20 protein-coding genes, 1 pseudogene and 1 riboswitch are annotated in these 19,596 nt (G+C 65.6%); of the genes and pseudogenes, 12 read left to right on the top strand and 9 right to left on the bottom strand.

Translation table 11 applies throughout. The features are described 5' to 3' along the window. Nucleotides 1-88 precede the first annotated feature (88 nt). From GOSPT_RS01290 to GOSPT_RS01280, 3 genes are all read left to right on the top strand, one after another. A complete protein-coding gene (locus GOSPT_RS01290) occupies nucleotides 89-535 on the top strand; it encodes an Lrp/AsnC family transcriptional regulator (protein ID WP_039854276.1) in 447 nt (148 codons plus the stop codon). A 281-nt stretch (nucleotides 536-816) separates the two neighbouring features. Next, nucleotides 817-1,911, top strand: coding sequence for a 3-deoxy-7-phosphoheptulonate synthase (locus GOSPT_RS01285; RefSeq protein WP_005202048.1), 1,095 nt, complete (start codon nucleotides 817-819; stop codon nucleotides 1,909-1,911). A gap of 89 nt (nucleotides 1,912-2,000) precedes the next feature. Next, nucleotides 2,001-2,417, top strand: coding sequence for a helix-turn-helix domain-containing protein (locus GOSPT_RS01280; RefSeq protein WP_005202046.1), 417 nt, complete (start codon nucleotides 2,001-2,003; stop codon nucleotides 2,415-2,417). A 71-nt stretch (nucleotides 2,418-2,488) separates the two neighbouring features. On the opposite strand, the gene GOSPT_RS01275 is transcribed toward GOSPT_RS01280, so the two are convergent. From GOSPT_RS01275 to GOSPT_RS01265, 3 genes are all read right to left on the bottom strand, one after another. Next, on the bottom strand, nucleotides 2,489-3,091 hold the full coding sequence (locus GOSPT_RS01275) for a ClpP family protease (protein ID WP_005202045.1): 603 nt from the start codon (nucleotides 3,089-3,091) through the stop codon (nucleotides 2,489-2,491). Then, nucleotides 3,088-3,705, bottom strand: a complete 618-nt coding sequence (locus GOSPT_RS01270) for a ClpP family protease (protein ID WP_005202044.1) — start codon at nucleotides 3,703-3,705, stop codon at nucleotides 3,088-3,090. Before GOSPT_RS01270 ends, GOSPT_RS01275 begins: the two co-directional genes overlap by 4 nt. 95 nt (nucleotides 3,706-3,800) lie before the next feature. After that, nucleotides 3,801-5,453, bottom strand: a complete 1,653-nt coding sequence (locus GOSPT_RS01265) for an alkaline phosphatase D family protein (protein ID WP_005202043.1) — start codon at nucleotides 5,451-5,453, stop codon at nucleotides 3,801-3,803. Nucleotides 5,454-5,568: 115 nt separating this feature from the next. Beyond that, nucleotides 5,569-5,778, top strand: a riboswitch (cobalamin riboswitch). A gap of 114 nt (nucleotides 5,779-5,892) precedes the next feature. Here GOSPT_RS01265 and GOSPT_RS01260 point away from each other — a divergent pair. From GOSPT_RS01260 to GOSPT_RS01250, 3 genes and pseudogenes are all read left to right on the top strand, one after another. Continuing rightward, nucleotides 5,893-6,955: pseudogene (locus GOSPT_RS01260) on the top strand (FecCD family ABC transporter permease). After that, entirely contained in the window at nucleotides 6,952-7,752 is an 801-nt protein-coding gene (locus GOSPT_RS01255; protein WP_005202040.1) for an ABC transporter ATP-binding protein, read from the top strand. Before GOSPT_RS01260 ends, GOSPT_RS01255 begins: the two are co-directional and overlap by 4 nt. Before the next feature lie 8 nt (nucleotides 7,753-7,760). Then, nucleotides 7,761-8,786 (top strand): ABC transporter substrate-binding protein, encoded by a 1,026-nt coding sequence (locus tag GOSPT_RS01250; protein ID WP_051993715.1) that lies wholly within the window; start codon nucleotides 7,761-7,763, stop codon nucleotides 8,784-8,786. A gap of 39 nt (nucleotides 8,787-8,825) precedes the next feature. On the opposite strand, the gene trhA is transcribed toward GOSPT_RS01250, so the two are convergent. The 3 genes from trhA to GOSPT_RS01235 are packed head-to-tail and all read right to left on the bottom strand — an operon-like array spanning nucleotide 8,826 to nucleotide 10,979. After that, on the bottom strand, nucleotides 8,826-9,494 hold the full coding sequence (gene trhA / locus GOSPT_RS01245; protein ID WP_005202038.1) for a PAQR family membrane homeostasis protein TrhA: 669 nt from the start codon (nucleotides 9,492-9,494) through the stop codon (nucleotides 8,826-8,828). A 37-nt stretch (nucleotides 9,495-9,531) separates the two neighbouring features. Beyond that, nucleotides 9,532-10,542, bottom strand: a complete 1,011-nt coding sequence (locus GOSPT_RS01240; protein ID WP_005202037.1) for a TIGR03617 family F420-dependent LLM class oxidoreductase — start codon at nucleotides 10,540-10,542, stop codon at nucleotides 9,532-9,534. Beyond that, entirely contained in the window at nucleotides 10,539-10,979 is a 441-nt protein-coding gene (locus GOSPT_RS01235; protein ID WP_005202036.1) for a MarR family winged helix-turn-helix transcriptional regulator, read from the bottom strand. The genes GOSPT_RS01240 and GOSPT_RS01235 overlap by 4 nt, the downstream gene beginning before the upstream one ends. A gap of 87 nt (nucleotides 10,980-11,066) precedes the next feature. On the opposite strand from GOSPT_RS01235, the gene GOSPT_RS01230 reads away from it, so the two are divergent. Together GOSPT_RS01230 and GOSPT_RS01225 are read left to right on the top strand one after the other, a co-directional pair. After that, nucleotides 11,067-12,146, top strand: a complete 1,080-nt coding sequence (locus GOSPT_RS01230; RefSeq protein ID WP_005202035.1) for an ABC-2 transporter permease — start codon at nucleotides 11,067-11,069, stop codon at nucleotides 12,144-12,146. A gap of 40 nt (nucleotides 12,147-12,186) precedes the next feature. Next, on the top strand, nucleotides 12,187-12,969 hold the full coding sequence (locus GOSPT_RS01225; protein ID WP_005202034.1) for an isoprenyl transferase: 783 nt from the start codon (nucleotides 12,187-12,189) through the stop codon (nucleotides 12,967-12,969). Here the strand turns inward: GOSPT_RS01225 and GOSPT_RS24580 are convergent. Together GOSPT_RS24580 and GOSPT_RS01220 are read right to left on the bottom strand one after the other, a co-directional pair. After that, nucleotides 12,936-13,214: a hypothetical protein gene (locus GOSPT_RS24580; RefSeq protein WP_005202033.1), complete on the bottom strand. Its 279-nt coding sequence runs from the start codon at nucleotides 13,212-13,214 to the stop codon at nucleotides 12,936-12,938. The genes GOSPT_RS01225 and GOSPT_RS24580 overlap by 34 nt on opposite strands. 32 nt (nucleotides 13,215-13,246) lie before the next feature. Next, the gene (locus GOSPT_RS01220) at nucleotides 13,247-14,440 is read right to left on the bottom strand and encodes an aminotransferase-like domain-containing protein (RefSeq protein WP_005202032.1); all 1,194 of its coding nucleotides are present in this window, start codon (nucleotides 14,438-14,440) and stop codon (nucleotides 13,247-13,249) included. Between the two features lie 124 nt (nucleotides 14,441-14,564). Here GOSPT_RS01220 and GOSPT_RS01215 point away from each other — a divergent pair, with 124 nt between their 5' ends. Both GOSPT_RS01215 and GOSPT_RS01210 read left to right on the top strand, forming a co-directional pair. Then, nucleotides 14,565-15,338 carry an NAD(P)H-binding protein gene (locus tag GOSPT_RS01215; protein WP_005202031.1) on the top strand — a complete coding sequence of 258 codons (774 nt, stop codon included), beginning with the start codon at nucleotides 14,565-14,567 and terminating at the stop codon, nucleotides 15,336-15,338. Then, nucleotides 15,335-15,814, top strand: coding sequence for a carboxymuconolactone decarboxylase family protein (locus tag GOSPT_RS01210; RefSeq protein ID WP_005202030.1), 480 nt, complete (start codon nucleotides 15,335-15,337; stop codon nucleotides 15,812-15,814). Before GOSPT_RS01215 ends, GOSPT_RS01210 begins: the two co-directional genes overlap by 4 nt. A 119-nt stretch (nucleotides 15,815-15,933) precedes the next feature. On the opposite strand, the gene coaA is transcribed toward GOSPT_RS01210, so the two are convergent. Then, a complete protein-coding gene (coaA, locus tag GOSPT_RS01205; protein WP_005202029.1) occupies nucleotides 15,934-16,875 on the bottom strand; it encodes a type I pantothenate kinase in 942 nt (313 codons plus the stop codon). Between the two features lie 98 nt (nucleotides 16,876-16,973). On the opposite strand from coaA, the gene GOSPT_RS01200 reads away from it, so the two are divergent. Both GOSPT_RS01200 and glyA read left to right on the top strand, forming a co-directional pair. Further along, nucleotides 16,974-18,212: a hypothetical protein gene (locus tag GOSPT_RS01200; protein ID WP_005202027.1), complete on the top strand. Its 1,239-nt coding sequence runs from the start codon at nucleotides 16,974-16,976 to the stop codon at nucleotides 18,210-18,212. A 55-nt stretch (nucleotides 18,213-18,267) separates the two neighbouring features. After that, nucleotides 18,268-19,545, top strand: a complete 1,278-nt coding sequence (gene glyA, locus GOSPT_RS01195; RefSeq protein ID WP_039854270.1) for a serine hydroxymethyltransferase — start codon at nucleotides 18,268-18,270, stop codon at nucleotides 19,543-19,545. Nucleotides 19,546-19,596 lie beyond the last annotated feature (51 nt).

Below are 19,596 nucleotides of genomic sequence, written 5' to 3'. Positions count from 1 at the left end.
GTAGCGTCAGCGTCTAGCGCAAACAATCGACGTGAATTGCGCATTTGATTAAGCAATCTCTATTAACGGGTGGCAGAGGGTGGAAAAGTTGCGTCAGATCGACGAGCTCGACGAGAAGGTGCTCGAATGTCTGGCTCGCGATGCGCGAGCGACGTACGCACAGATCGGCGACGAGGTCGGTCTGTCGGCGCCCGCGGTCAAGCGTCGGGTCGATCGGCTGGTCGACGAGGGAGTGATCAAAGGGTTCACGACCGTTATCGATTCGACGGCGATGCAGTGGACCACCGAGGCCTATGTACAGGTGTTCTGCCGAGGCAACATCTCGCCGGAGGAACTGACCGCGGCATGGGAGCCGATACACGAGGTGGTCAGCGCCGCGACCATCACTGGCCAGGCCGATGCCATCCTGCGTGTGATGGCCCGCGACGTACACCACCTCGAGCACGCCCTCGAGCGCATCCGGCAGGCGGGCCCGGTGGACCGGAGCGAGTCGATCATCGTGCTGAGCCAGCTGATCGACAGGGGGCATCCGTGAGTCGGGGAGGGTTCTCGAGCGGGCGCTCTTCGCCCATTCTGGGTAATCGTGTTAACCTCGCCAACGTGACCAGCAACGTACGCGCCTATTGGCGATTCTTTATCGAGGCTCCGGGTGAGCCTGCGATGAAGCGCTGAATCTGCGTCGCACGTCAATAAACCCGGAGCCCGAGCAGTGACCGAAAGGTCGCTGCTTTTCTCATGTCAGGGGCCTCCGATGACAAGCAAGCGGGTGTCCCAGTCGTAGAAGACAGGCCACCACCCGCGAAAGGCAACACAGAAGTGACCACCCTCCCGGATCTCGCCGCCACTGCCGCTCACGAGGCCGAATCGACCTCCACCTCCGATCGGCGGGTCAGATCCTTCCGGTCCATCCCGTCGCCGGACACCATCCGCGCCGAATTGCCGCTGACCTCCCGTCGAGCGCTTCGGGTCCAGGCCGATCGCGACGAGATCGCCGCCATCCTCGCCGGCCGAGACGACCGTCTACTCGTCGTCGTCGGACCCTGCTCGGTGCACGATCCGATCGCCGCGCTCGACTACGCGCGACGCCTCGCACCGCTTGCCGACGACTACGCCGACCGCTTGAAGATCGTCATGCGTGTCTACTTCGAGAAGCCGCGCACCACGGTCGGCTGGAAGGGACTCATCAACGATCCCGGCATGGATGGCACCTACGACGTCGAGCGTGGTCTGCGTACGGCACGGTCGCTGCTGCTCGACATCATCGACCTCGGCCTCCCGGTCGGATGTGAGTTCCTCGAGCCGACGAGCCCGCAGTACATCGCCGACGCCGTCGCGTGGGGTGCCATCGGTGCACGGACGACGGAGTCGCAGGTGCATCGCCAGCTCGCATCCGGACTGTCGATGCCCATCGGGTTCAAGAACGGTACTGACGGCAACGTCCAGGTCGCCATCGACGGAGTGAATGCCGCTGCCGCGCAACACGTCTTCTTCGGTATCGACGACTTCGGTCATGGTGCGCTCGTCGAGTCGGCGGGCAACGAGGACTGCCACATCATCCTGCGTGGCGGTACCACCGGACCCAACTTCGACGACGAGTCCGTGGCATCCGCGGTTGCCGCACTCGACAAGGCGGGCCTGCCCGCACGGGTCATGATCGACTGCAGCCACGCCAACTCCGGCAAGGACCACATCCGGCAGGCGCAGGTCGCCGCCGAGATCGCGGCGTCGATCCGGACGCGTCGCGCTGCGGGACACACACCGCTGATCAGCGGTGTGATGCTGGAGAGCTTCCTCGAGGCCGGTGCGCAGTCGCCCGACGCCCAGCCGCTCGTGTACGGCAAGTCGGTCACCGACAAGTGCATGGACTGGGAGTCGAGCGCACGCGTCCTCGCCGACCTCGCGCGCAGCTGACGGGCAGGGTCGCGTTCTGCTGTTGTCGCCGTTCTGCCCAGAGCAGAAGGGACGGCTGCCCGCAGCAGTGGTGACCTACGCTCGGTTGCATGGCATCGAGGAACGACTCGCATACGCAGCCGGCGCCCGAGCCGCTCTGGCGTGAGGTCACCGGGCGTGTGCTGCGTCGCCGCCGCCACGAGCGCGGCGAGCGACTCGTCGAGACCGCGCGTCGCGCGGGCGTCTCGAGTCAGTACCTGTCGGAGATCGAACGCGGACGCAAGGACGCATCGTCGGAATTGCTTGCGGCCGTCGCGGGAGCTGTTGAGCTGAGCCTGCTCGACCTGGCCCGCGAGGCCGCCGCCGAACTCGCCCGCGTCGAGAGTGCTCTCGGCGCCGCACGCAGGCCGGGCGCGTCCCGCGTCCCGGTCACGCTGCGTTCGATCCCCGCCGGTTCGACCCCTGCTGCAATGCAACCGATCATGCCGCTCTCGCGTATGCGTGGCCCGGTTGCGCTGGCGGCGTGACCGACGTCAGCCGAGCGAGCGTTCAATACCGTCGACTGGGCGCTCCCTCGCGTCGAGCGTGCGCCTGACGATCACCGGGCCGCTGTGGCCCTGGTGTCGATGACCTGATCGGCGAGTCCGTACTCGACGATCTCATCTGCCCGCAGCACGCGGTCACGGTCGGTGTCGTGACGCAGCGTCTCGATGTCGCGCCCGGTGTGCCGACTCAGTGCCTGTTCTATTTCCTCACGGATGCGCAGGATCTCCTCGGCGGCGAGGATCAGATCCGGGATCGTGCCGCGGCCCTGACCCGACGGCTGGTGGAGCAGGACCCTGGCGTGGGGGAGTACCGACCTCTGGCCCGGCGAGCCCGCGGCCAGCAGTAGTGCCGTCGACGAGAGTGCTTGTCCCACACAGGTGGTGGCGATCGGCGCATGGCAGTACTGCATGGTGTCGTAGAGTGCGAAGGTTGCGGTCACCGACGCGCCCGGAGAGTTGATGTACAGCTCGATGGGGATGTCGGGGTTCTCGGAGTCGAGATGCAGGATCTGCGCGATGAGCGCATTGGCGACGCCGTCGTCGAGTTCGGTTCCGAGGTAGAGGATTCGGTCGTCGAGCAGCCGACTGTAGACATCCATGACGCGCTCGCCCTGCGGAGTACGGGTGATGACGTTGGGAATGGTGTATGTGCTCATGCGTGACTCACCTCGAAACCCGTTGCGGCAGGGGATAACGGTCGTATCTGTGCGATGTCGGTGACGATGTGGTCGACGAATCCGTAGTCGACCGACTCGGAGGCGGTGAAGACGTGATCGCGTAGCGAGTCGTCGAAGATCTTTTCGCGGGTGTGTCCGGTCTGCTCAGCGATGATCGTGAGTACGGTGTCGCGGACGTGTCGCAGGTCGTCGGCCTGCAGTTCGATGTCGGGTGCGTAGCCGCCGATGCCCGCCGATCCCTGGTGCAGCAGGACTTTGGCATGCGGCGTGATGAACCGCTTGCCCCGGGTGCCGCTGCACAGCAGGAATTGTCCTGCACTGTAGGCCATTCCGAGGTTCACGGTGATCACGTCGTTGGGAATCAAGCGCATGATGTCGGTGATCGCGAGCATCGCGGGTACCGAACCGCCCGGAGAGTTGATCCAGAGCGCGATGTCGGCGACGGGATCGTCGTCGGAGAGCATGACGAGTTGCGAGCACAATTGCGTGCCGATCTCGTCGTCGAGTGCGGAGTCGAGAGTCAGGATGCGTTGCCCGAAAAGGCTTTCCGCGGTGCGCTTGCGTAGTGGCAGTGGTCGTTGTTCATCGGTCATGCACCGATCGTCGGTGACCGACGGATATCGGTCACGTCGGTTCCGCTCAGAGCGGCACGATTCCGCACTGAGCAGAGCAGAGCAGAGCAGCCGGGTCAGAGCACGTCGATGTCGGGCCGACCGGACGGGATGGTGATCTGCGCCCGGCGGTGCAGCGAAACATCCGGCGCGGCAATCGAATCGCTCACCCGATAGTCCGCTTCCCAGCGGTCGGCCGACAGTCTGTTGAGAACGTACCCGCGCTGAGCGTTGCCGAAGCGGATGTGGGGTGAGGCTGCCTTGAGTTGTTTGTCGCTGGCGTCGCTGTCCTCGCCGTCTGCGCCAGACGCGATCGAGGTGCCCGCGAGTTCGACGCCGACGGTCGGGGACGGTCGCGAATACGTGGAGCGCAACTCGGAGACCACGTTGCGGTGGATGTCGCCGACGATCGAGACGAGGTTGTGCACGCCGCGCTCACGCGCGCCGTCGAGAATCCTTGCGCGAGAGGCTTCGTAGCCGCTCCACCCGTCCATACTGACCGCCCGCTCGCCGTTCTTTCGGCGGGCGAGGTCGGCGATGGTGGTCTGATGCGCGAGAACGTTCCAGCGGGCACGGCTGGCGGCCAATCCGTCGAGCAGCCACTTCTCCTGTGCGGCACCGGTGATGGTGCGCCGGGGGTCTGCGGTCGCGGCATTATGCGCGGTGTCGTTGTCGCCGTTGGCCTGATCGCTGCGGAAGGTCCTGGTGTCGAGGACGCTGAACTCGACGAGGTCGCCATAGCTGAACCGACGGTAGGCGCGCAGGTCGTAGAGGTCGGCTGTCGGCGTGGGGCGAGGCCGCTGCGCGACACGCACCGGTGTGTTCTCCCACCACGCTCGCATCGCCTGGGCGCGCCGGGCGAGGAATTCGGGGATGGGTTGATTGTCCTCGGGAACCTCTGCGGCCCAGTTGTTGTCGACCTCGTGGTCGTCGAAGATCGTGATGAACGGACTCGCCCGGTGCGCGGCCTGCAGATGGGGGTCGAGTTTGTAGAGCGCATATCGATCGCGATAGTCGTCGAGCGTCGCGCACTCCCGGTGCGCCGACACCGGTGTTGCGGCGGTCTTTCGTCGGCCGCCGTCGACCGGGATCGGCTTTTCATAGATGTAGTCGCCGAGATGGAAGACGACGTCGGGTGCGTGCGCCGCCATATCGGCGTATGCGGGGTAGTGCCCGTCAGCCCACGATTGGCACGAGGCGAATGCGAAAGTCAATGCACTCAGCCGACTTCCGTGCGACGGAGCGGTACGCGTGCGCCCGATCGCCGACAGGGAACCGCCCGCACGGAATCGGTAGAAGTAGTCCGCCGCGGGCCGTAGGCCGCGTACGTCGGCGTGCACGCTGTGTCCGTTCTCCGGTGTCGCCACTTCGACGCCGCGCGCGACGACATGCCTCATGCCGTGGTCGGTGGCGATCTCCCACTCGACCGGTACCGGAAGCAGACCCATTGCTCCGCCGCGGGCGAGCGGATCGGCGGCCAGCCGTGTCCACAGGACCACGCCGTCTGGAAGCGGATCGCCTGATGCCACACCGAGCGTGAACAGGTCACTGCCACGGCGTGGCGGGGGAGCCGACGCCGCGTCGGTCGTGAACAGCGCTGGGACCGTTGCGATACCGGCAGCGACGCCCGCCCAGGTGAGAAAGCGTCGGCGGGTGGTGCCGGCGTGCAGGGTCGTGTCCCCATCGATCCGGAGGTCGGCCAGTGACGGTCGAGGTGAGATGTTCGGCATGCCGCCACCCGACCAAGAGAGGATGGACGTCGTCCTACCCGCCGTCGGCCTCGCGGTGATGGGATGGTGAAGTTCGTGAAACCGCATGCGCCATATGTCCGATTCGAGACCGTTGTTACACTGCAGCGGCGTCGGTTCTCCAGCCGAGATCGTCGGTGAGAGCCAAGAGGGAATCTGGTGGGAATCCAGAGCTGCCCCGCAGCGGTAACGGAAACGAAGGCGTTCAACAGCACTGGGCCTGCCGGCTCGGGAAGCGATCGTCGATAGGTGGCACATCACGTGCCGTGTCCGAAGTCCGAAGACCTGCCGACGTGGCCGCCGGGCATAGGCGGTCCCATCGACTTCGCGGGACATGGTCGGTGTTGAACTCGCGTGGTCGTCGTCGACCCCGCGTGGCGACATCTGCTGTACCCGCTCCGGGCTGATCAGGAGGGCGGGTATGCCGACGCGCAGTGCGAACCCTCGGGATACCTGGGCGCGACCCGTCTCCGTGGCCATCGGCTGCGGTGTGGCGCTCGTCGTGGCCGCAGCGTGCGGCGTCGCATACGGAACCGTGGAGATCGGGCTGGTCCGTATCGCTGCGGATGGTGTGGGCAGCAATCACCGGGGGACCGGTCTCGTCGGTCGACGCTGCCTCGTACTGGATCGTCGTCGACTCGCGTGTGCCACGGGTGCTGACGGGAGCGCTGGTGGGTGCCGGTTTGGCGGTGGTCGGCGTGATCGTGCAGGCGATGGTGCGCAATCCGCTGGCGGATCCCTACGTGCTCGGGATCTCGTCGGGTGCGTCTGTCGGAGCCACCGCCGTCGTGCTGTTCGGGGTCTTCTCGGGTCTCGGCCTGTATGCGTTGCCGACCGCGGCATTCCTCGGCGCACTGGTGGCGACGTTGCTCGTCTTCGGAATTGCACAGCGCGGCGGAGGTCTCACACCACTGCGGCTCGTGTTGACGGGAACCGCTCTGGGATACGGGTTCTCGGCTCTGACCACCGTGCTCATCTTTTTACGTCCGGTGGGTGATGCCGCACGGAGTGTCATGTTCTGGCTGCTCGGCAGTCTTGCTGCGGCAACATGGCATTCGGTTGCGCTGGTCGCGGTCGTGGTGGTCATCGGGATAGGTGTGGTCGCAGCGAGAGCGCGACAACTCAATGCGCTGGCGATGGGCGACGAGGTCGCCGCGTCGCTCGGCATACGGGCGTCACGGTTTCGGCTCGAGCTCTTCGTCATCGCCGCGTTGATGACCGGGTTCATCGTCTCTGTCTGCGGCGCAATCGGATTCGTCGGTCTCATCGTGCCGCACGTGACCCGCATGGTCGTCGGTGCGGATCACCGCAAGATCATTCTCGTCGCACCCGTGCTGGGGGCGCTGTTCCTTGTGGTCGCCGATCTGATGGCGCGGATTGTCGTTCCACCGCAGGAGATTCCGCTCGGGGCGATCACGGCTGCGGTGGGTGTGCCGGTATTCCTCGGACTGATGCAACGTCGGCGTACCAGGATCGACTCATGAGTGCCGTCGAGTACGACGCGGTCACCGTCGAGATCGATCACACCGTCATCGTTCGCGACGCATCGTTCACGGTCGACTCCGGAGAGTTCCTCGGGGTGATCGGCCCGAACGGCAGCGGCAAATCGACCCTGCTTCGATGCGTGTACCGCGCGCTGGCACCGTCGGGCGGCAGCGTGCGAGTCGACGGCAACGACGTGCGTGCGGTGAGTATGCGGGAGAACGCACGACGAGTCGCCGCGCTCACCCAATCGGCCTCGCTCGACTTCGATTTCACCGCGTCAGAGGTTGTCGCGACGGGACGGCTACCACACCGCGAACTGGGTGCGGCGGCCCGTGCCCGCGACCGCCAGGTGTGCGCGGCGGCGATGTCCACGGCCGGCGTCGGGATGTTCGCGGATCGTGTGTTCACCACGCTCTCCGGCGGAGAGGCGCAACGCGTACTCATCGCGCGCGCATTCGCGCAGGAGCCCAACGTACTGATCCTCGATGAACCGACCAATCACCTTGATATCCGCCATCAGTTCGACATCCTTGGTGCGGCGCGCGGACGCGGGGTCACCGTCGTCGCGGCGCTGCACGATCTCAACATGGCGGCACAGTACTGCACCACGCTCGCCGTTGTGCTCGACGGGACGATCGCGTGCATCGGGCCACCGGACGAACTCCTCACCGCGACGAACATCGCCGAGTGGTACGGCGTTGGTGCGTACGTCGTCGCCCACCCCCGCACAGGCGTTCCGCAGATCATCTTCGACGACCAAGTCCCACAAGCCATCTCCGAGGAAGAGCACTCATGACAGCACCTATGACCAGGACAGCACTTCGCAGACCGCGCGCATTCGTCGTGTCTGCACTAGCCGCGATGACAGTGGTCTCCGGTTGCGGCGCCGACGTCGAGTCGTCGACTCCCAGGTCATCAGGGGAACAGGTGACGGTAACCAATTGTGGTGCACCGCTTACGGTGAGCGGTGTACCCGATCGTGCGGTGACGAACGACACCGGGATCACAGAGCTGATGTTCGCCCTCGGATTGGGCGACCGGATGGCCGGCTACACCACGTACGAGGGCAAAGAGCGCGATATCGAATCATCCCCGTGGCGAGCGGATTTCGAGAAGACACCATCATTGGGCACGGCGTTCTCGCGGGAGATCATCGCCGCTGCGCGGCCCGACTTCGTCTTTGCGGGCTGGAACTACGGGTTCAAGGAATCGACCGGCGTCACCCCCGACTGGGTGCGTTCGACCGGTGCCGTGCCATACCAGCTGACCGAAGCCTGTCGCCAGGCAGGCAACACCAAGCGCGGCGTCGTACGACCCCTCGATGCGTTGTACGCGGACCTGTCGAATCTGGGGCAGATCTTCGGCGTGAGTGGTCGGGCCGCGACGCTGACCGCCGACTATCGCAAGCAGGTCGAGGCTGCGCGTGTGGGGGCGCCTGCCGCGTCCGCAGCGGCGCGGGTCTTCCCCTTCGACAGCGCCGATCCGACGCCGTTCACCTCGGGTCGGAATGCGGCACCGGATCAGATCATCGCCGAAGCCGGTGGACGCAACATCTTCGGCGATATCGACGACTCCTGGACGTCGGCATCATGGGAGGCCGCGGCGCAGCGCGATCCGCAGGTCATCGTCATCGTCGATTACGGGGCGGGGCCGCAGAACACCGTCGAAGCCAAGATTCGACAGCTCGAGTCGCAACCGTTGATGGCGCAGACAACCGCTGTGCGAGAGCGCCGCTACATCTCGTTCCCGTATGCGGCGCTCGTCGAGGGTCCGCGCAATCCGCAGACCATCACGGCGCTTGCCGAGTACCTGCGATCGCAGGGGCTCTGAGTAGGCCGTCGGCAGGCGGCGGCTCGTCGGGACGCGCTGTCAGGCGGCAACGACCAGCCAGACCGCGATGTAGTGCAGTAGCGCGGCAATGGCTGTGCAGACGTGGAACACCTCGTGATGGCCGAACGTCGTCGGCCAGGGATTGGGCCAGCGCAGTGCGTAGAGCACTCCGCCGACGCTGTAGAACACCCCGCCCACCGCGAGCAGGATCAGTACGAGCCAACCGACATGTGCGACGAGCGTCGGGGCGACGGCGATGATGACCCACCCGAGCAGGATGTAGAGCGTGACCCCGAGCCAGCGGGGCGCGCCAGGCCACGCGATCTTCAGTGCGACACCGGCGACCGCGCCGACCCAGACGATGCCGAGCACCCACCACCGCATCGGACTCGGCAGACCCATCACACAGAACGGCGTGTAGGTACCCGCGATGAACACGAAGATCATCGAGTGGTCGGCACGCTTCATGTGTATCTGAGCGCTCAGCGATTTCCACGCGATCCGGTGATACGACGCCGAGGTCGCGAACAGACCGACGACGGTTGCCGCGTAGACGGCACAGGCCACCGCGGCTCCCGGTCCACGTAGCCAGCCTGCGCCGATGACAAGGGCGACGCCTGCGACCACTGCGACGTAGGCCGACCACTGATGAATGACGCCGCGGAGGCGAGGTCTGTCGGCGACAGCGGTCACCAGGGCTGAGTTCACGTAAGCTACGGTACCGTAACTTTGTGTGAGAAGGCTGTCAGCCGAGTGTGGCGATGATCGCCGCGAGCTGGTCGACGTCGATAGGTGTCGGCTGATAGATACACACCTCGTCGACGCGGACATCGAGATCGCGCAGCGCGTCGAACGCGTCGACACGGGCTCGGATCTGCTGTGCGACGTCTGCGGGACCACCGACAGCGGCGATCGTGTGCAGTAGCTCGTCGTCGATCAGATCGGCCATCTCGGCCCACCGCCCCTGCTTCGAGAGCGCATTGAGTTCTGGCTGCAGCTGCTCGGCACCATGCGCTGCGAGGACGGGCCGGTAGGCGGGCGTCGAGCCGTAGAAGGCGAGGAGTCGTCGAGCGGCGGTGTGGTCGGTGCCCACCGAGACGATCACCTCGGGGATCGCGGTGAAGCCGCGGCCGTGATCGCGTGCGGCGAGGCCGCGTCGAATGTTCGGGACGGTCGTCGATGCCAGAAAGTCGGCGGTGGAAAACGGCATCACCAACACTCCGTCGGCGTGCTTTGCCGCGGCGCGCGTCATCAACGGCCCGAGCGCGCCGACGAACACCGGCGGCCGACCGAACGGGTTGGGGCCGGGGTTGAAGGTGGGCGTCATCAAGGTGTGACGGTGATAGGCCCCTTCATAGCGCAGCGGGGCTCCGGTCTCCCACGCATCGAAGATGGCGTTGATGGCGCTGACCTTGTCGGCCATACGGCCCACCGGGTCGTCGAAATCAGCGCCGAACCGCTTCTCGATCTGCGGGCGTATCTGCGTTCCCAGGCCGAGTCGAAATCTGCCGCCGGAGAGCAACTGAAGGTCGTTGGCCGCGTGTGCGAGGTGAATCGGATTGCGCGGGAAGGCAATTGCGACGTTGGTCAGCAGGGTCAATTCCGGTACTGACGCCGCAACGACGAGCGGCGTGAACACATCGTGCGGCCCCTCGAAGGTGAACACCCCCGCTGAACCCGCGCGGGCGAGATCGGTGGCTCGCTGCGCTGCGCCCGCCGGCTCGAACAGGGCGGTCGTCACCGCGATCGGGGTCATGTCGCGTCGGCGTCGTTGTAGCGGCGCAGCAGCGTTGCGAACAGTTCGAGATCGTCCTGCGTCCACGTGTCGAGCCTGCGTGCGATGGCGTCGCCACTGCGTCGGCGGATCTCGCCCAGGGTGTCGAGAGCCTCCTGCGTCACTTCCAACGACTGCGACCTCGACGACGTCGCGTCCTGCGTGCGGCGCAGCAGGCCACGGCGACGGAGTTCGCCGAGCTGGCGGCTGGCCGTCGACTTGTCGATGTTCGCGGCTCGAGCCAGTGACGCCGCGTTGATTCCCGGGTTGTCCGAGATCAGTGCGAGGAGCGAGAACTCGACGAAGGTCAGGCCGCCCTCTGCGTAGATGTCGCGGGCGCCGTTGCGCAGCCGCCGCGACAGCGTGACCAGTTCCTGCCCGACGACTTCGGCGGCATCGGGTTGCTCGGGTGAAGCCATAGTTGTATATTACAACCTATCCAAGTTGCATTCTGCAACCGTTCCTGGTGAACGATCTATGTTCTCGACTAGCCCAGAAGGTAATCGATGTCCGCTGCTCCCACCCATGCGTTGTCGATCAAGACCATCGCGTCGCACGTCGCCGTTCCGCTCGTCATCGGTGCCGTGATGGCGCTCGCGTATCTCGGCGGATTCCACAAGCCCGATCCGCACGATCTGCGTATCGATGTGGTCGGTGCCGGTACCTCGACACAGGTGGCCGCACAGACCCTCCAGCAACAACTCGGCGACCACGTCTCGATCCGGACCGTCGCCACCGCCGCTGAGGCGCGCGCGGCCATCGAGCACCGGGAGATCGCGGCGGCCTTCGAGCCGAAAGCCGACACGCCCGTCCTCTACGTGTCGACAGCGGCGTCGGATCCCACAGCGGTCACGGTCGAACGAATCTTCAACGGCATCACGATCGCGAAGGACCAACCGCTGAAGATCGTCGACGTCGTGCAGGCCGATCCGCAGCGCGATCCGTCCGGGCAGAGCATCTTCTTCTTCCTGGTGGCGCTCACCGTCGGCTCGTACGGATGCGGCATCGCGATCGCTGTCGCCGCAGGTGGACGCAGGATTCGCGTGCGTCTCGGGTTCGCGGCGGTCTGCTCGGTGATCTCTGCCGCGGTGACCACGGCGATCGCCGTGTGGGTGTTCGACGCCCTGCCGGGTGCACAGTGGCAGATCTTCGGGCTGTCGATCCTCTACGCGCTGGCCACCATGCTGTTCGCGATCGGATTGCACCCGTTCATCGGTCGATTCACGACGCTGGCGATGGTCACGATCTTCGTCGGGTTGAACTTCACGACCAGCGGCGGCGTGTTCGCGCCTGCGCTGCAACCGAAGTTCTTCGCCGTCCTGCACGATTTCTGGATCGGTGCGGGTCTGAACGAGGCGTCGCGCAACCTTGCCTACTTCCCGCAGGTCTCCAGCGCAGGCGACATCGCCAAGATCATCGGCTGGCTCGTCGTCGGCGCGGCACTCGTCGGTATTGTTGCGCTGCGGGACCGTCGAAACGTCGTAGAAAGCGCGGTAGACGCGAGTCCTGCCGCTGCCGGGAGGCACGAGCGCGACCAGCTCACCGACGAGGAGACCGAAGAACTCGCCGAGGATGTCGTGGCCTGATTCAGTGTGCCCTTACAGGTGAGGTCTAATCTGGTTCGCGATGAAACTCCTACCCGATCGTCTGCGTCGGCCGATGCTCTCCGTGTACGAGCGGCGGCTGATTCAGTTGACGGACGAGAACCGACTGCCTCAGCATGTGGCGATCATCTGCGACGGCAATCGACGATGGGCTCGCGAGGCGGGCTTCGAAGATGTCAGTCACGGTCATCGGGTGGGCGCACAGCGCATCGCCGAGATGCTCGAGTGGTGCGCTGAGCTGGGCATCGAGACGGTCACCATCTATTTGCTGTCCACCGAGAATCTGCAGCGCGCCTCCGACGAACTCGACGCGCTGATGGAGATCGTGCCCGACATCGTCGACGAGATCGCCACCCCTGACGGGCACTGGCGGGTTCGCATCGTCGGAACCCTCGATCAGCTCCCCGATACCGCGGCCCAGCGTCTGCGCAACGCCGCTGAACGCACCCTCGACAGATCGGGCATGAACGTCAACGTGGCGGTCGGGTACGGGGGCCGACAGGAGATCGCCGACGCTGTGCGCGCGGTCCTGGTGGAGAAGGCAGAGGCGGGCGCGACGGTCGACGAACTCGTCGACGCGGTCACCGTCGAGGCGATCGACCGCAATCTGTACACCAAGGGACAGCCCGACCCCGATCTGGTCATCAGGACGTCGGGGGAGCAGCGGCTGTCCGGATTCCTGCTGTGGCAGAGCGCGTACTCGGAGATCTGGTTCACCGACGCCTATTGGCCCGAGTTCCGTCGGGTCGATTTCCTGCGTGCGCTGCGCGACTACTCCGCGCGCAGTCGGCGATTCGGTAAGTGATCGTCGAGTAGTTCGATGAGCGCGGTCACGTCGGCGTCGAATGTCGAGACCGGCGGCGTCCCGAAGCCGACGAGGACTCCTCCGGTCGGCTCATCATGGGCGTCGTGAAGTCTCGGGGCGTCCGGATGGCGCAGCACGTCGAGTCCACTGAGCGAGAATCCCCGTTCGTAGGTTGCCGCGAGCACCGACGCCTCCACATCGACGGGAACGGGTATCACCGCATGGAGCCCGGCGGAGATGCCCATCGTCGCGATCCCGTGCGCGCCCAGCCGCTCGATCAGCGCCCGCCTGCGGCGTCGATAAAACTGTCGACTGCTCGGATGTGCTTGTCGTATGAGCCGGTCTCGATCATGTCGGCCAGGGCAAGCTGATCGACGATGCTCGCATCCGGTTCGCGCATTCCCTTGGCCCACATCACAGTTGAGACCAGCGCCGGTGGTAGGACCAGCCAGCCGATGCGTACCGAGGGTGACAAGCTCTTGCTGACCGACCCCGTGTAGATGATGTGGTCGGGAGCCAGTGCCTGCATCGCGCCGACGGGTTCGCGGTCGTAGCGCAGTTCACCGTCGTAGTCGTCTTCGATCAGGAATGTGTCTGTCGCCCTTGCCCACTCGGCTACAACCGCACGTCGATGCGGAGCAAGCGACACCCCGATCGGGGACTGGTGGCTGGGGGTGAGCAGGACGGCCTGGGGCTTGGCGGTGAGGTCGGTCAGCGCTGTCACGTCTGCGCCGTCGTGGTCGACCGCAATGGGTGACACGACCGCGCCGTACTGGGTAAACGCGTCGCGAAAGAAGGGCAGACCGTATGCTTCGGCCGCGACGGATTCACGAAAAAGGCTGCGTCCCAACAGCTCCAACGCCGAGAGTACCGATGTGGTCAAGACGATCTGGTCGGGATGTGCACGAACGCCACGCGCTCGGGCGAGATAGCCGGCGAGCGCGACGCGTAGCCGTTCGCTGCCGTTGGGCAGCGTCGGACCGAAGGCGGAGTCGTCGGCGCTCGAGATCGCCCGTCGCATCGACCTGATCCATGCGGTGCGCGGGAACTGTGACGTGTTGGGCTGGCCGAGGGAGAAGTCATGTGCGACGCGCGGTGCGGACACGACCGTTGTGAACGATGCGCCTGCGGAACCCGGCGCCCCGAAACCCGTTGCGACGGTGGTGCCCGCTGCGACCGTGGTGCCCGCGCCCTGCCGCGCGGTCAGCCAACCTTCAGCGATCAGTTCGGAATACACCGAGGAGACGGTCCCGCGAGCCAGACCGAGATCGGCGGCGAGTGACCGGTAGGGAGGTAGGCGCGTGCCGGGTGCGAGGCGGCCATCTGCGATGGCGCTGCGCAGTTCGTCCGCGAGCCGGGAGCGGAGCTGCGCGCTGCGGCCTCGAGTGGGTGCGTCGGGATCGGGCTGCAGATCGAGATAGAGGTCGGTCCCGAGTCGCTCGGCGAGTGCCGACCACCGATCACCCGTCATCGCACCTCCTCGATTGACGCACAATAATACGACTCGATTGAACCTCATTTCTGGATCAATCTGCCACTAGCGTTGACGGTGTTGCGTTCAGAGAAGGCAGACGATCCGAGAGGAAGTGGATCCGATGACGACGGTGGTGTTCGGAGCGAGCGGTGAGATCGGGGCGCTTCTCGCCGACGACCTTGAACGGCGAGGCGAGAAAGTGATTTGCGCGCAACGGTCGTCGGGAGTCGACGCGTATGCGGGCACCGGCGTGCGGGAGGCGTGCGCGGGTGCCGACACGGTGATCGACTGCACCAATGTGACGACGACGCGCGGTTCGACAGCCGTCGACTTCTTCTCGACGGTCGCGCGCACCATCGCCGAAGCCGCCGCAGCGGCGGGTGTGCGACGAGTCGTGTGCCTGTCGATCATCAATGCCGCAGACCCGGCGGTGAACGCGAAATTCGGCTATTACCAAGGCAAAGCGGCGCAGGAGCAGACCTACACCGACAACGTCGACGCCGGGCACCTGCAGATCATCCGCTCGGCGCAGTGGTACGAACTCGCCGGCCAGATGCTCGCCCGCACACGGTTCGGCCCAATCGCGGTGGCACCGCGCATGGTGTGTCGCCCACTGGCCGCCGTCGACGCCGCAGGACTGATCGCCGACGCCGCTCTATCCGACGACCTATCGGACCGGCAGATCGCCGGACCCGGGCAGCACGATCTCGTCGATCTGGCGCGTGCGGTTGCTCGGCGCGACGGATCACCCCGATGGGTTGTGGCAGTCCCGTTCGGCGGGAGAGCATTTCGCGACGGCGGACTGATGCCGCGCGGGGAGTTCGAGAAGGGCCAGACCACGTTCGACGAGTGGCTCGAAACAACTCCACCCACTACAGAAAGGGGCAACCGATGACCACCACGGCACAAGAAACCGCCACCACGCGCAGACTCTGGATGCCCGCGCGAAATCCGAACGTCTACAAGGCGCTCGTCGCGTTGCAGCGCGCGTCGTCGGAGGGTCTGGAGCCCGAGCTGATCGAGCTCATCAAGATCCGAGCCTCACAGCTCAACGGGTGCGCATACTGCCTGCGTATGCATGTCGCCGACGCGCTCGCGATGGGAATGGACCCGATGGTCATCGGTCTGATCCCGGTCTGGCACGAGGCCGTCAACCATTTCGACGAGCGGCAGCGATCAGCCCTCGAGCTGACCGAATACGTGACCCGAATCGGCGAAGCGGGAGTTCCCGACGACGCGTTCGAGCGTGCGCGCGAAGTGTTCAACGAGGTGGAGCTCGGTCAGGTCGTCGCGTCGATCGTGATGATCAACGCGTGGAACCGCGTCGCGATCGCGTCGAAGTACCCGTACGAGCTCGACGAGCGGAAGTAGCGCCGCTGACCCGACGCTGAATGTGTGTCGAACGTAAGGATGTGGGTGCTGCAGCACCCACATCCTTCGATTCGACACACATCTTTGCGCGGCCTACAGCTTCGTGCAGCCGCGCGAACTCACAACTTGCGCAGCCGGACCCGGTTGATGGAGTGGTCAGAATCCTTGCGCAGCACCAGGGTTGCGCGCGGGCGGGTGGGGAGGATGTTCTCCCGAAGGTTCGGCAGGTTGATCGACGTCCAGATGTCGCGGGCAGCGGCCCGCGCCTGGTCGTCGGTCAGTGACGAGTAGTGGTGGAAGTGCGAGTTGGGGTCGGCGAACGACGTCGACCGCATCTGCAGGAACCGCGAGATGTACCAGTTCTCGATGTCGGTGGTCTTCGCGTCGACGTAGATGGAGAAATCAAACAGGTCCGACACCATCAGCGTCGGACCTGTTTGCAGCACGTTGAGGCCTTCGAGGATCAGGATGTCGGGCTGGTGCACGTAGTGCATGACGTCGGGGACGATGTCGTAGGTGAGGTGCGAATAGACCGGCGCTGTCACCTCGCGCGCCCCCGACTTGACCTCGGTGACGAAGCGGAGCAGGCCCCTGCGATCGTAGGATTCGGGAAATCCCTTGCGGTGCATGATGCCTCGACGTTCGAGCTCTCGCGTGGGCAGCAGGAAACCGTCGGTGGTGACGAGGTCGACCTTCGGGTGCGACTCCCAGCGGGCCAGGAGCGCTGCCATGATGCGGGCGGTCGTCGACTTTCCGACGGCGACGCTGCCCGCGATCCCGATGACGAACGGAACCTGCTTTGTGGTCTGCCGATCGCCGAGGAAGGTCGACGTCGCTGCGAACAGACGCTGCCTCGCGGCGACCTGTAGGTGGATGAGTCGCGACAGCGGGAGATACACCTCGGCGACTTCTTGGAGGTCGACGTTCTCGCCCATACCGACGAGCTGGTCGAGCTCGTTCTCATTGAGCACCATCGGCATGGATTCACGCAGGTCACGCCATTGCTTGCGATCGAGTTCCAGATAAAGACTGGGATCGCGGCCGGTGGTGTCGCGCGCCATCAGAGGGCTCGTCCCATCGGCGATCGCGGGTCGCACCTCGTCGTCATGGCCTACAGCTTAGAAGGACGCGTCGACGCCGCTGTCGGTAGCCTTCCACCATGGCAACGGCGTACAGCGGTTCGGCAACCCCCGATACGGATCTGGTCACCGACTATTTGCGGCTCGGCCTCGCCTTCGACCGTCTCGAAGAGGGCTTCGTCGACGCCTACACCGGCGACCCCGCACTGCGCGCCGAGGTCGCGGGAGGCCCGGCCCCCGACCCCGCCGTGCTGGCTGACCGGGCCCGCGGTCTGCGATCCGAACTCCCTGCGGGTCTGGCCCCCGATCGGGCGGCGTTCGTCGACGCGCATCTGCGCGCACTGGAATGTTCTGCACGCAAGTTCGCGGGCGAGCCCATCGGATTCGTCGACGAGGTGCGCGCCTACTTCGACGTCGACATCGCGCCCGCCGACACCGACGATTATCGAAAGGCGCACGGCGAGTTGGCTTCTGCGCTCGGCACACCCGATGCGAGCGGGCCGGTGCTCGCTGACGCCTACGCTGCCTACCGTCGCGCCGACGAGATCCCGCCCGAGCGCGTCGACGAATGCGTCCGCGCCTTCAGTGGTGCGCTGCGTGAACGGGTCCGCGACGTTTTCCCGTTGGCGGACAACGAGATCGTCGAATTCGAGGTGGTGACCGACAAGCCGTGGTCGGGCTTCAACTACTACCTCGGCAACTATCGGTCGCGGGTGGCGATCAATGCCGATCTCACGCAGTACATGTCGTCGTTGCCGCACCTCATCGCGCACGAGGCGTATCCCGGTCACCACACCGAGCACTGCAGAAAGGAGCAGATCCTCGTCGGCGGTGGACAGACCGAGCAGACCATCTTCCTGGTCAACACGCCGCAGTGCCTGATGGCCGAGGGGCTCGCCGACCACGCGCTGCACGCGGCCATCGGCGACAACTGGGGACTCTGGGCGCAGGAGATCTACGCCGACCTCGGACTGCGATTCGACGGCGAGCGCGCACAGCGGGTCGGCGCGGCGTCGTCGGGTCTGCTGACTGTGCGCCAAGACGCCGCGCTGATGCTGCACGATCAACACCTCGACGTCGACGTCGTCGCGGGCTTTCTGCAGCGGTGGCTGCTCGCGCCGTCGGAGCGGGCGCGACAGATGCTGCGGTTCCTGACGTCGCCGTTGTGGCGCGCGTACATCTCGACCTACGTCGAGGGCTATCGGCTCCTGGGCGAGTGGCTCGAGCAGGTGCCGCAGGACGCGCGGCTCGCGCGATTCGGACGCCTTCTCGACGAACCCCTGACCCCAGCTCTGCTGCGTGCCGAACTGGGCCAATAGACTGGTCGCCATGAGCGAGAATCCCATCTCCGCGAACACCGCGAGCCTGAACTCGATGTCCCTGGCAGAGGTCGATCCCGACGTGGCGGCCGCGATGAACGGCGAACTGAGCCGGCAGCGCGACACACTCGAGATGATCGCCTCGGAAAATTTCGTTCCGCGTGCTGTGCTGCAGGCACAGGGCAGCGTCCTGACCAACAAGTACGCCGAGGGATATCCGGGTCGCCGCTACTACGGTGGCTGCGAGTACGTCGACGTCGTCGAGGACATCGCACGCAACCGCGCGAAGGAACTCTTCGGAGCCGACTTCGCCAACGTTCAGCCGCATTCGGGTGCGCAGGCCAACGCCGCGGTCCTCATGGCGCTGATGAATCCGGGGGAGCGGCTTCTGGGTCTCGACCTCGCGCACGGCGGTCACCTCACCCACGGCATGCGTCTGAACTTCTCGGGCAAGCTCTACGAGAACCACTTCTACGGCGTCAGCAAAGAAGACTTCCGCATCGACATGGACGAGGTGCGCAAGATCGCCCTCGACGTGCAGCCCAAGGTGATCGTCGCCGGCTGGTCGGCATACCCGCGCACCCTCGACTTCGACGCCTTCCGGTCGATCGCCGACGAGGTCGGCGCCTACCTGTGGACCGACATGGCTCACTTCGCCGGACTCGTCGCTGCCGGCCTGCATCCCAACCCGGTGCCTGCGTCGGATGTCGTCTCGTCGACGGTGCACAAGACACTCGGCGGCCCGCGCTCGGGCATCATCCTGGCCAAGCAGGAGTGGGCCAAGAAGCTCAACTCGGCGGTGTTCCCCGGGCAGCAGGGCGGACCGCTCATGCACGCCATCGCGGGCAAGGCCGTCGCGCTCAAGATCGCGGGCACCGAAGAGTTCGCCGACCGGCAGCGTCGTACGCTCTCGGGCGCCAAGATCCTCGCCGAGCGGTTGACCGGCTCCGACGTCGAGAAGTCGGGTGTCTCGGTCCTCACCGGCGGCACCGACGTGCACCTGGTCCTGGTCGACCTGCGTAACAGCACGCTCGACGGTCAGCAGGCAGAAGACCTCCTCCACGAGGTCGGTATCACGGTCAACCGCAACGCGGTGCCGTTCGATCCGCGTCCGCCGATGGTCACCTCGGGCCTGCGTATCGGTACGCCCGCACTCGCGACCCGCGGCTTCGGCGACGAACAGTTCAGCGAGGTCGCCGACATCATCGCCACCGCGCTCGCGGCAGGGCCTGACGCCGACGTGTCTGCGCTGCGTGGCCGGGTCTCTCGCCTGGCACTCGACTTCCCGCTGTACGACGGGCTCGAGGAGTGGGGGCTGATGAGCCGGGTCTGACCTGGACATCTGGCCAGCTTCGAGATGTCGGGGCGGTTTGAAATCGCCGCC

Source organism: Gordonia sputi NBRC 100414 (assembly GCF_000248055.1).
Classification (GTDB): domain Bacteria; phylum Actinomycetota; class Actinomycetes; order Mycobacteriales; family Mycobacteriaceae; genus Gordonia; species Gordonia sputi.
The sequence above is the reverse complement of the archived record's forward strand: the minus strand, read 5'-3'. Positions and strand labels throughout refer to the sequence as shown.

Coding starts and splice junctions, on each gene's coding strand:
- GOSPT_RS01270 (WP_005202044.1), bottom strand. CDS start 3,705: ATGACCGATGAACAACGACCACTGCCACTACGCAAGCGCACCGCGGAA.
- GOSPT_RS01265 (WP_005202043.1), bottom strand. CDS start 5,453: ATGCCGAACATCTCACCTCGACCGTCACTGGCCGACCTCCGGATCGAT.
- GOSPT_RS01230 (WP_005202035.1), top strand. CDS start 11,067: ATGTCCGCTGCTCCCACCCATGCGTTGTCGATCAAGACCATCGCGTCG.
- GOSPT_RS01210 (WP_005202030.1), top strand. CDS start 15,335: ATGACCACCACGGCACAAGAAACCGCCACCACGCGCAGACTCTGGATG.
- GOSPT_RS01275 (WP_005202045.1), bottom strand. CDS start 3,091: ATGAGCACATACACCATTCCCAACGTCATCACCCGTACTCCGCAGGGC.
- GOSPT_RS01250 (WP_051993715.1), top strand. CDS start 7,761: ATGACCAGGACAGCACTTCGCAGACCGCGCGCATTCGTCGTGTCTGCA.
- GOSPT_RS24580 (WP_005202033.1), bottom strand. CDS start 13,214: ATGGGCATCTCCGCCGGGCTCCATGCGGTGATACCCGTTCCCGTCGAT.
- GOSPT_RS01220 (WP_005202032.1), bottom strand. CDS start 14,440: ATGACGGGTGATCGGTGGTCGGCACTCGCCGAGCGACTCGGGACCGAC.
- GOSPT_RS01225 (WP_005202034.1), top strand. CDS start 12,187: ATGAAACTCCTACCCGATCGTCTGCGTCGGCCGATGCTCTCCGTGTAC.
- GOSPT_RS01280 (WP_005202046.1), top strand. CDS start 2,001: ATGGCATCGAGGAACGACTCGCATACGCAGCCGGCGCCCGAGCCGCTC.
- GOSPT_RS01215 (WP_005202031.1), top strand. CDS start 14,565: ATGACGACGGTGGTGTTCGGAGCGAGCGGTGAGATCGGGGCGCTTCTC.
- GOSPT_RS01235 (WP_005202036.1), bottom strand. CDS start 10,979: ATGGCTTCACCCGAGCAACCCGATGCCGCCGAAGTCGTCGGGCAGGAA.
- GOSPT_RS01200 (WP_005202027.1), top strand. CDS start 16,974: ATGGCAACGGCGTACAGCGGTTCGGCAACCCCCGATACGGATCTGGTC.
- GOSPT_RS01255 (WP_005202040.1), top strand. CDS start 6,952: ATGAGTGCCGTCGAGTACGACGCGGTCACCGTCGAGATCGATCACACC.
- glyA (WP_039854270.1), top strand. CDS start 18,268: ATGTCCCTGGCAGAGGTCGATCCCGACGTGGCGGCCGCGATGAACGGC.
- coaA (WP_005202029.1), bottom strand. CDS start 16,875: ATGGCGCGCGACACCACCGGCCGCGATCCCAGTCTTTATCTGGAACTC.
- GOSPT_RS01240 (WP_005202037.1), bottom strand. CDS start 10,542: ATGACCCCGATCGCGGTGACGACCGCCCTGTTCGAGCCGGCGGGCGCA.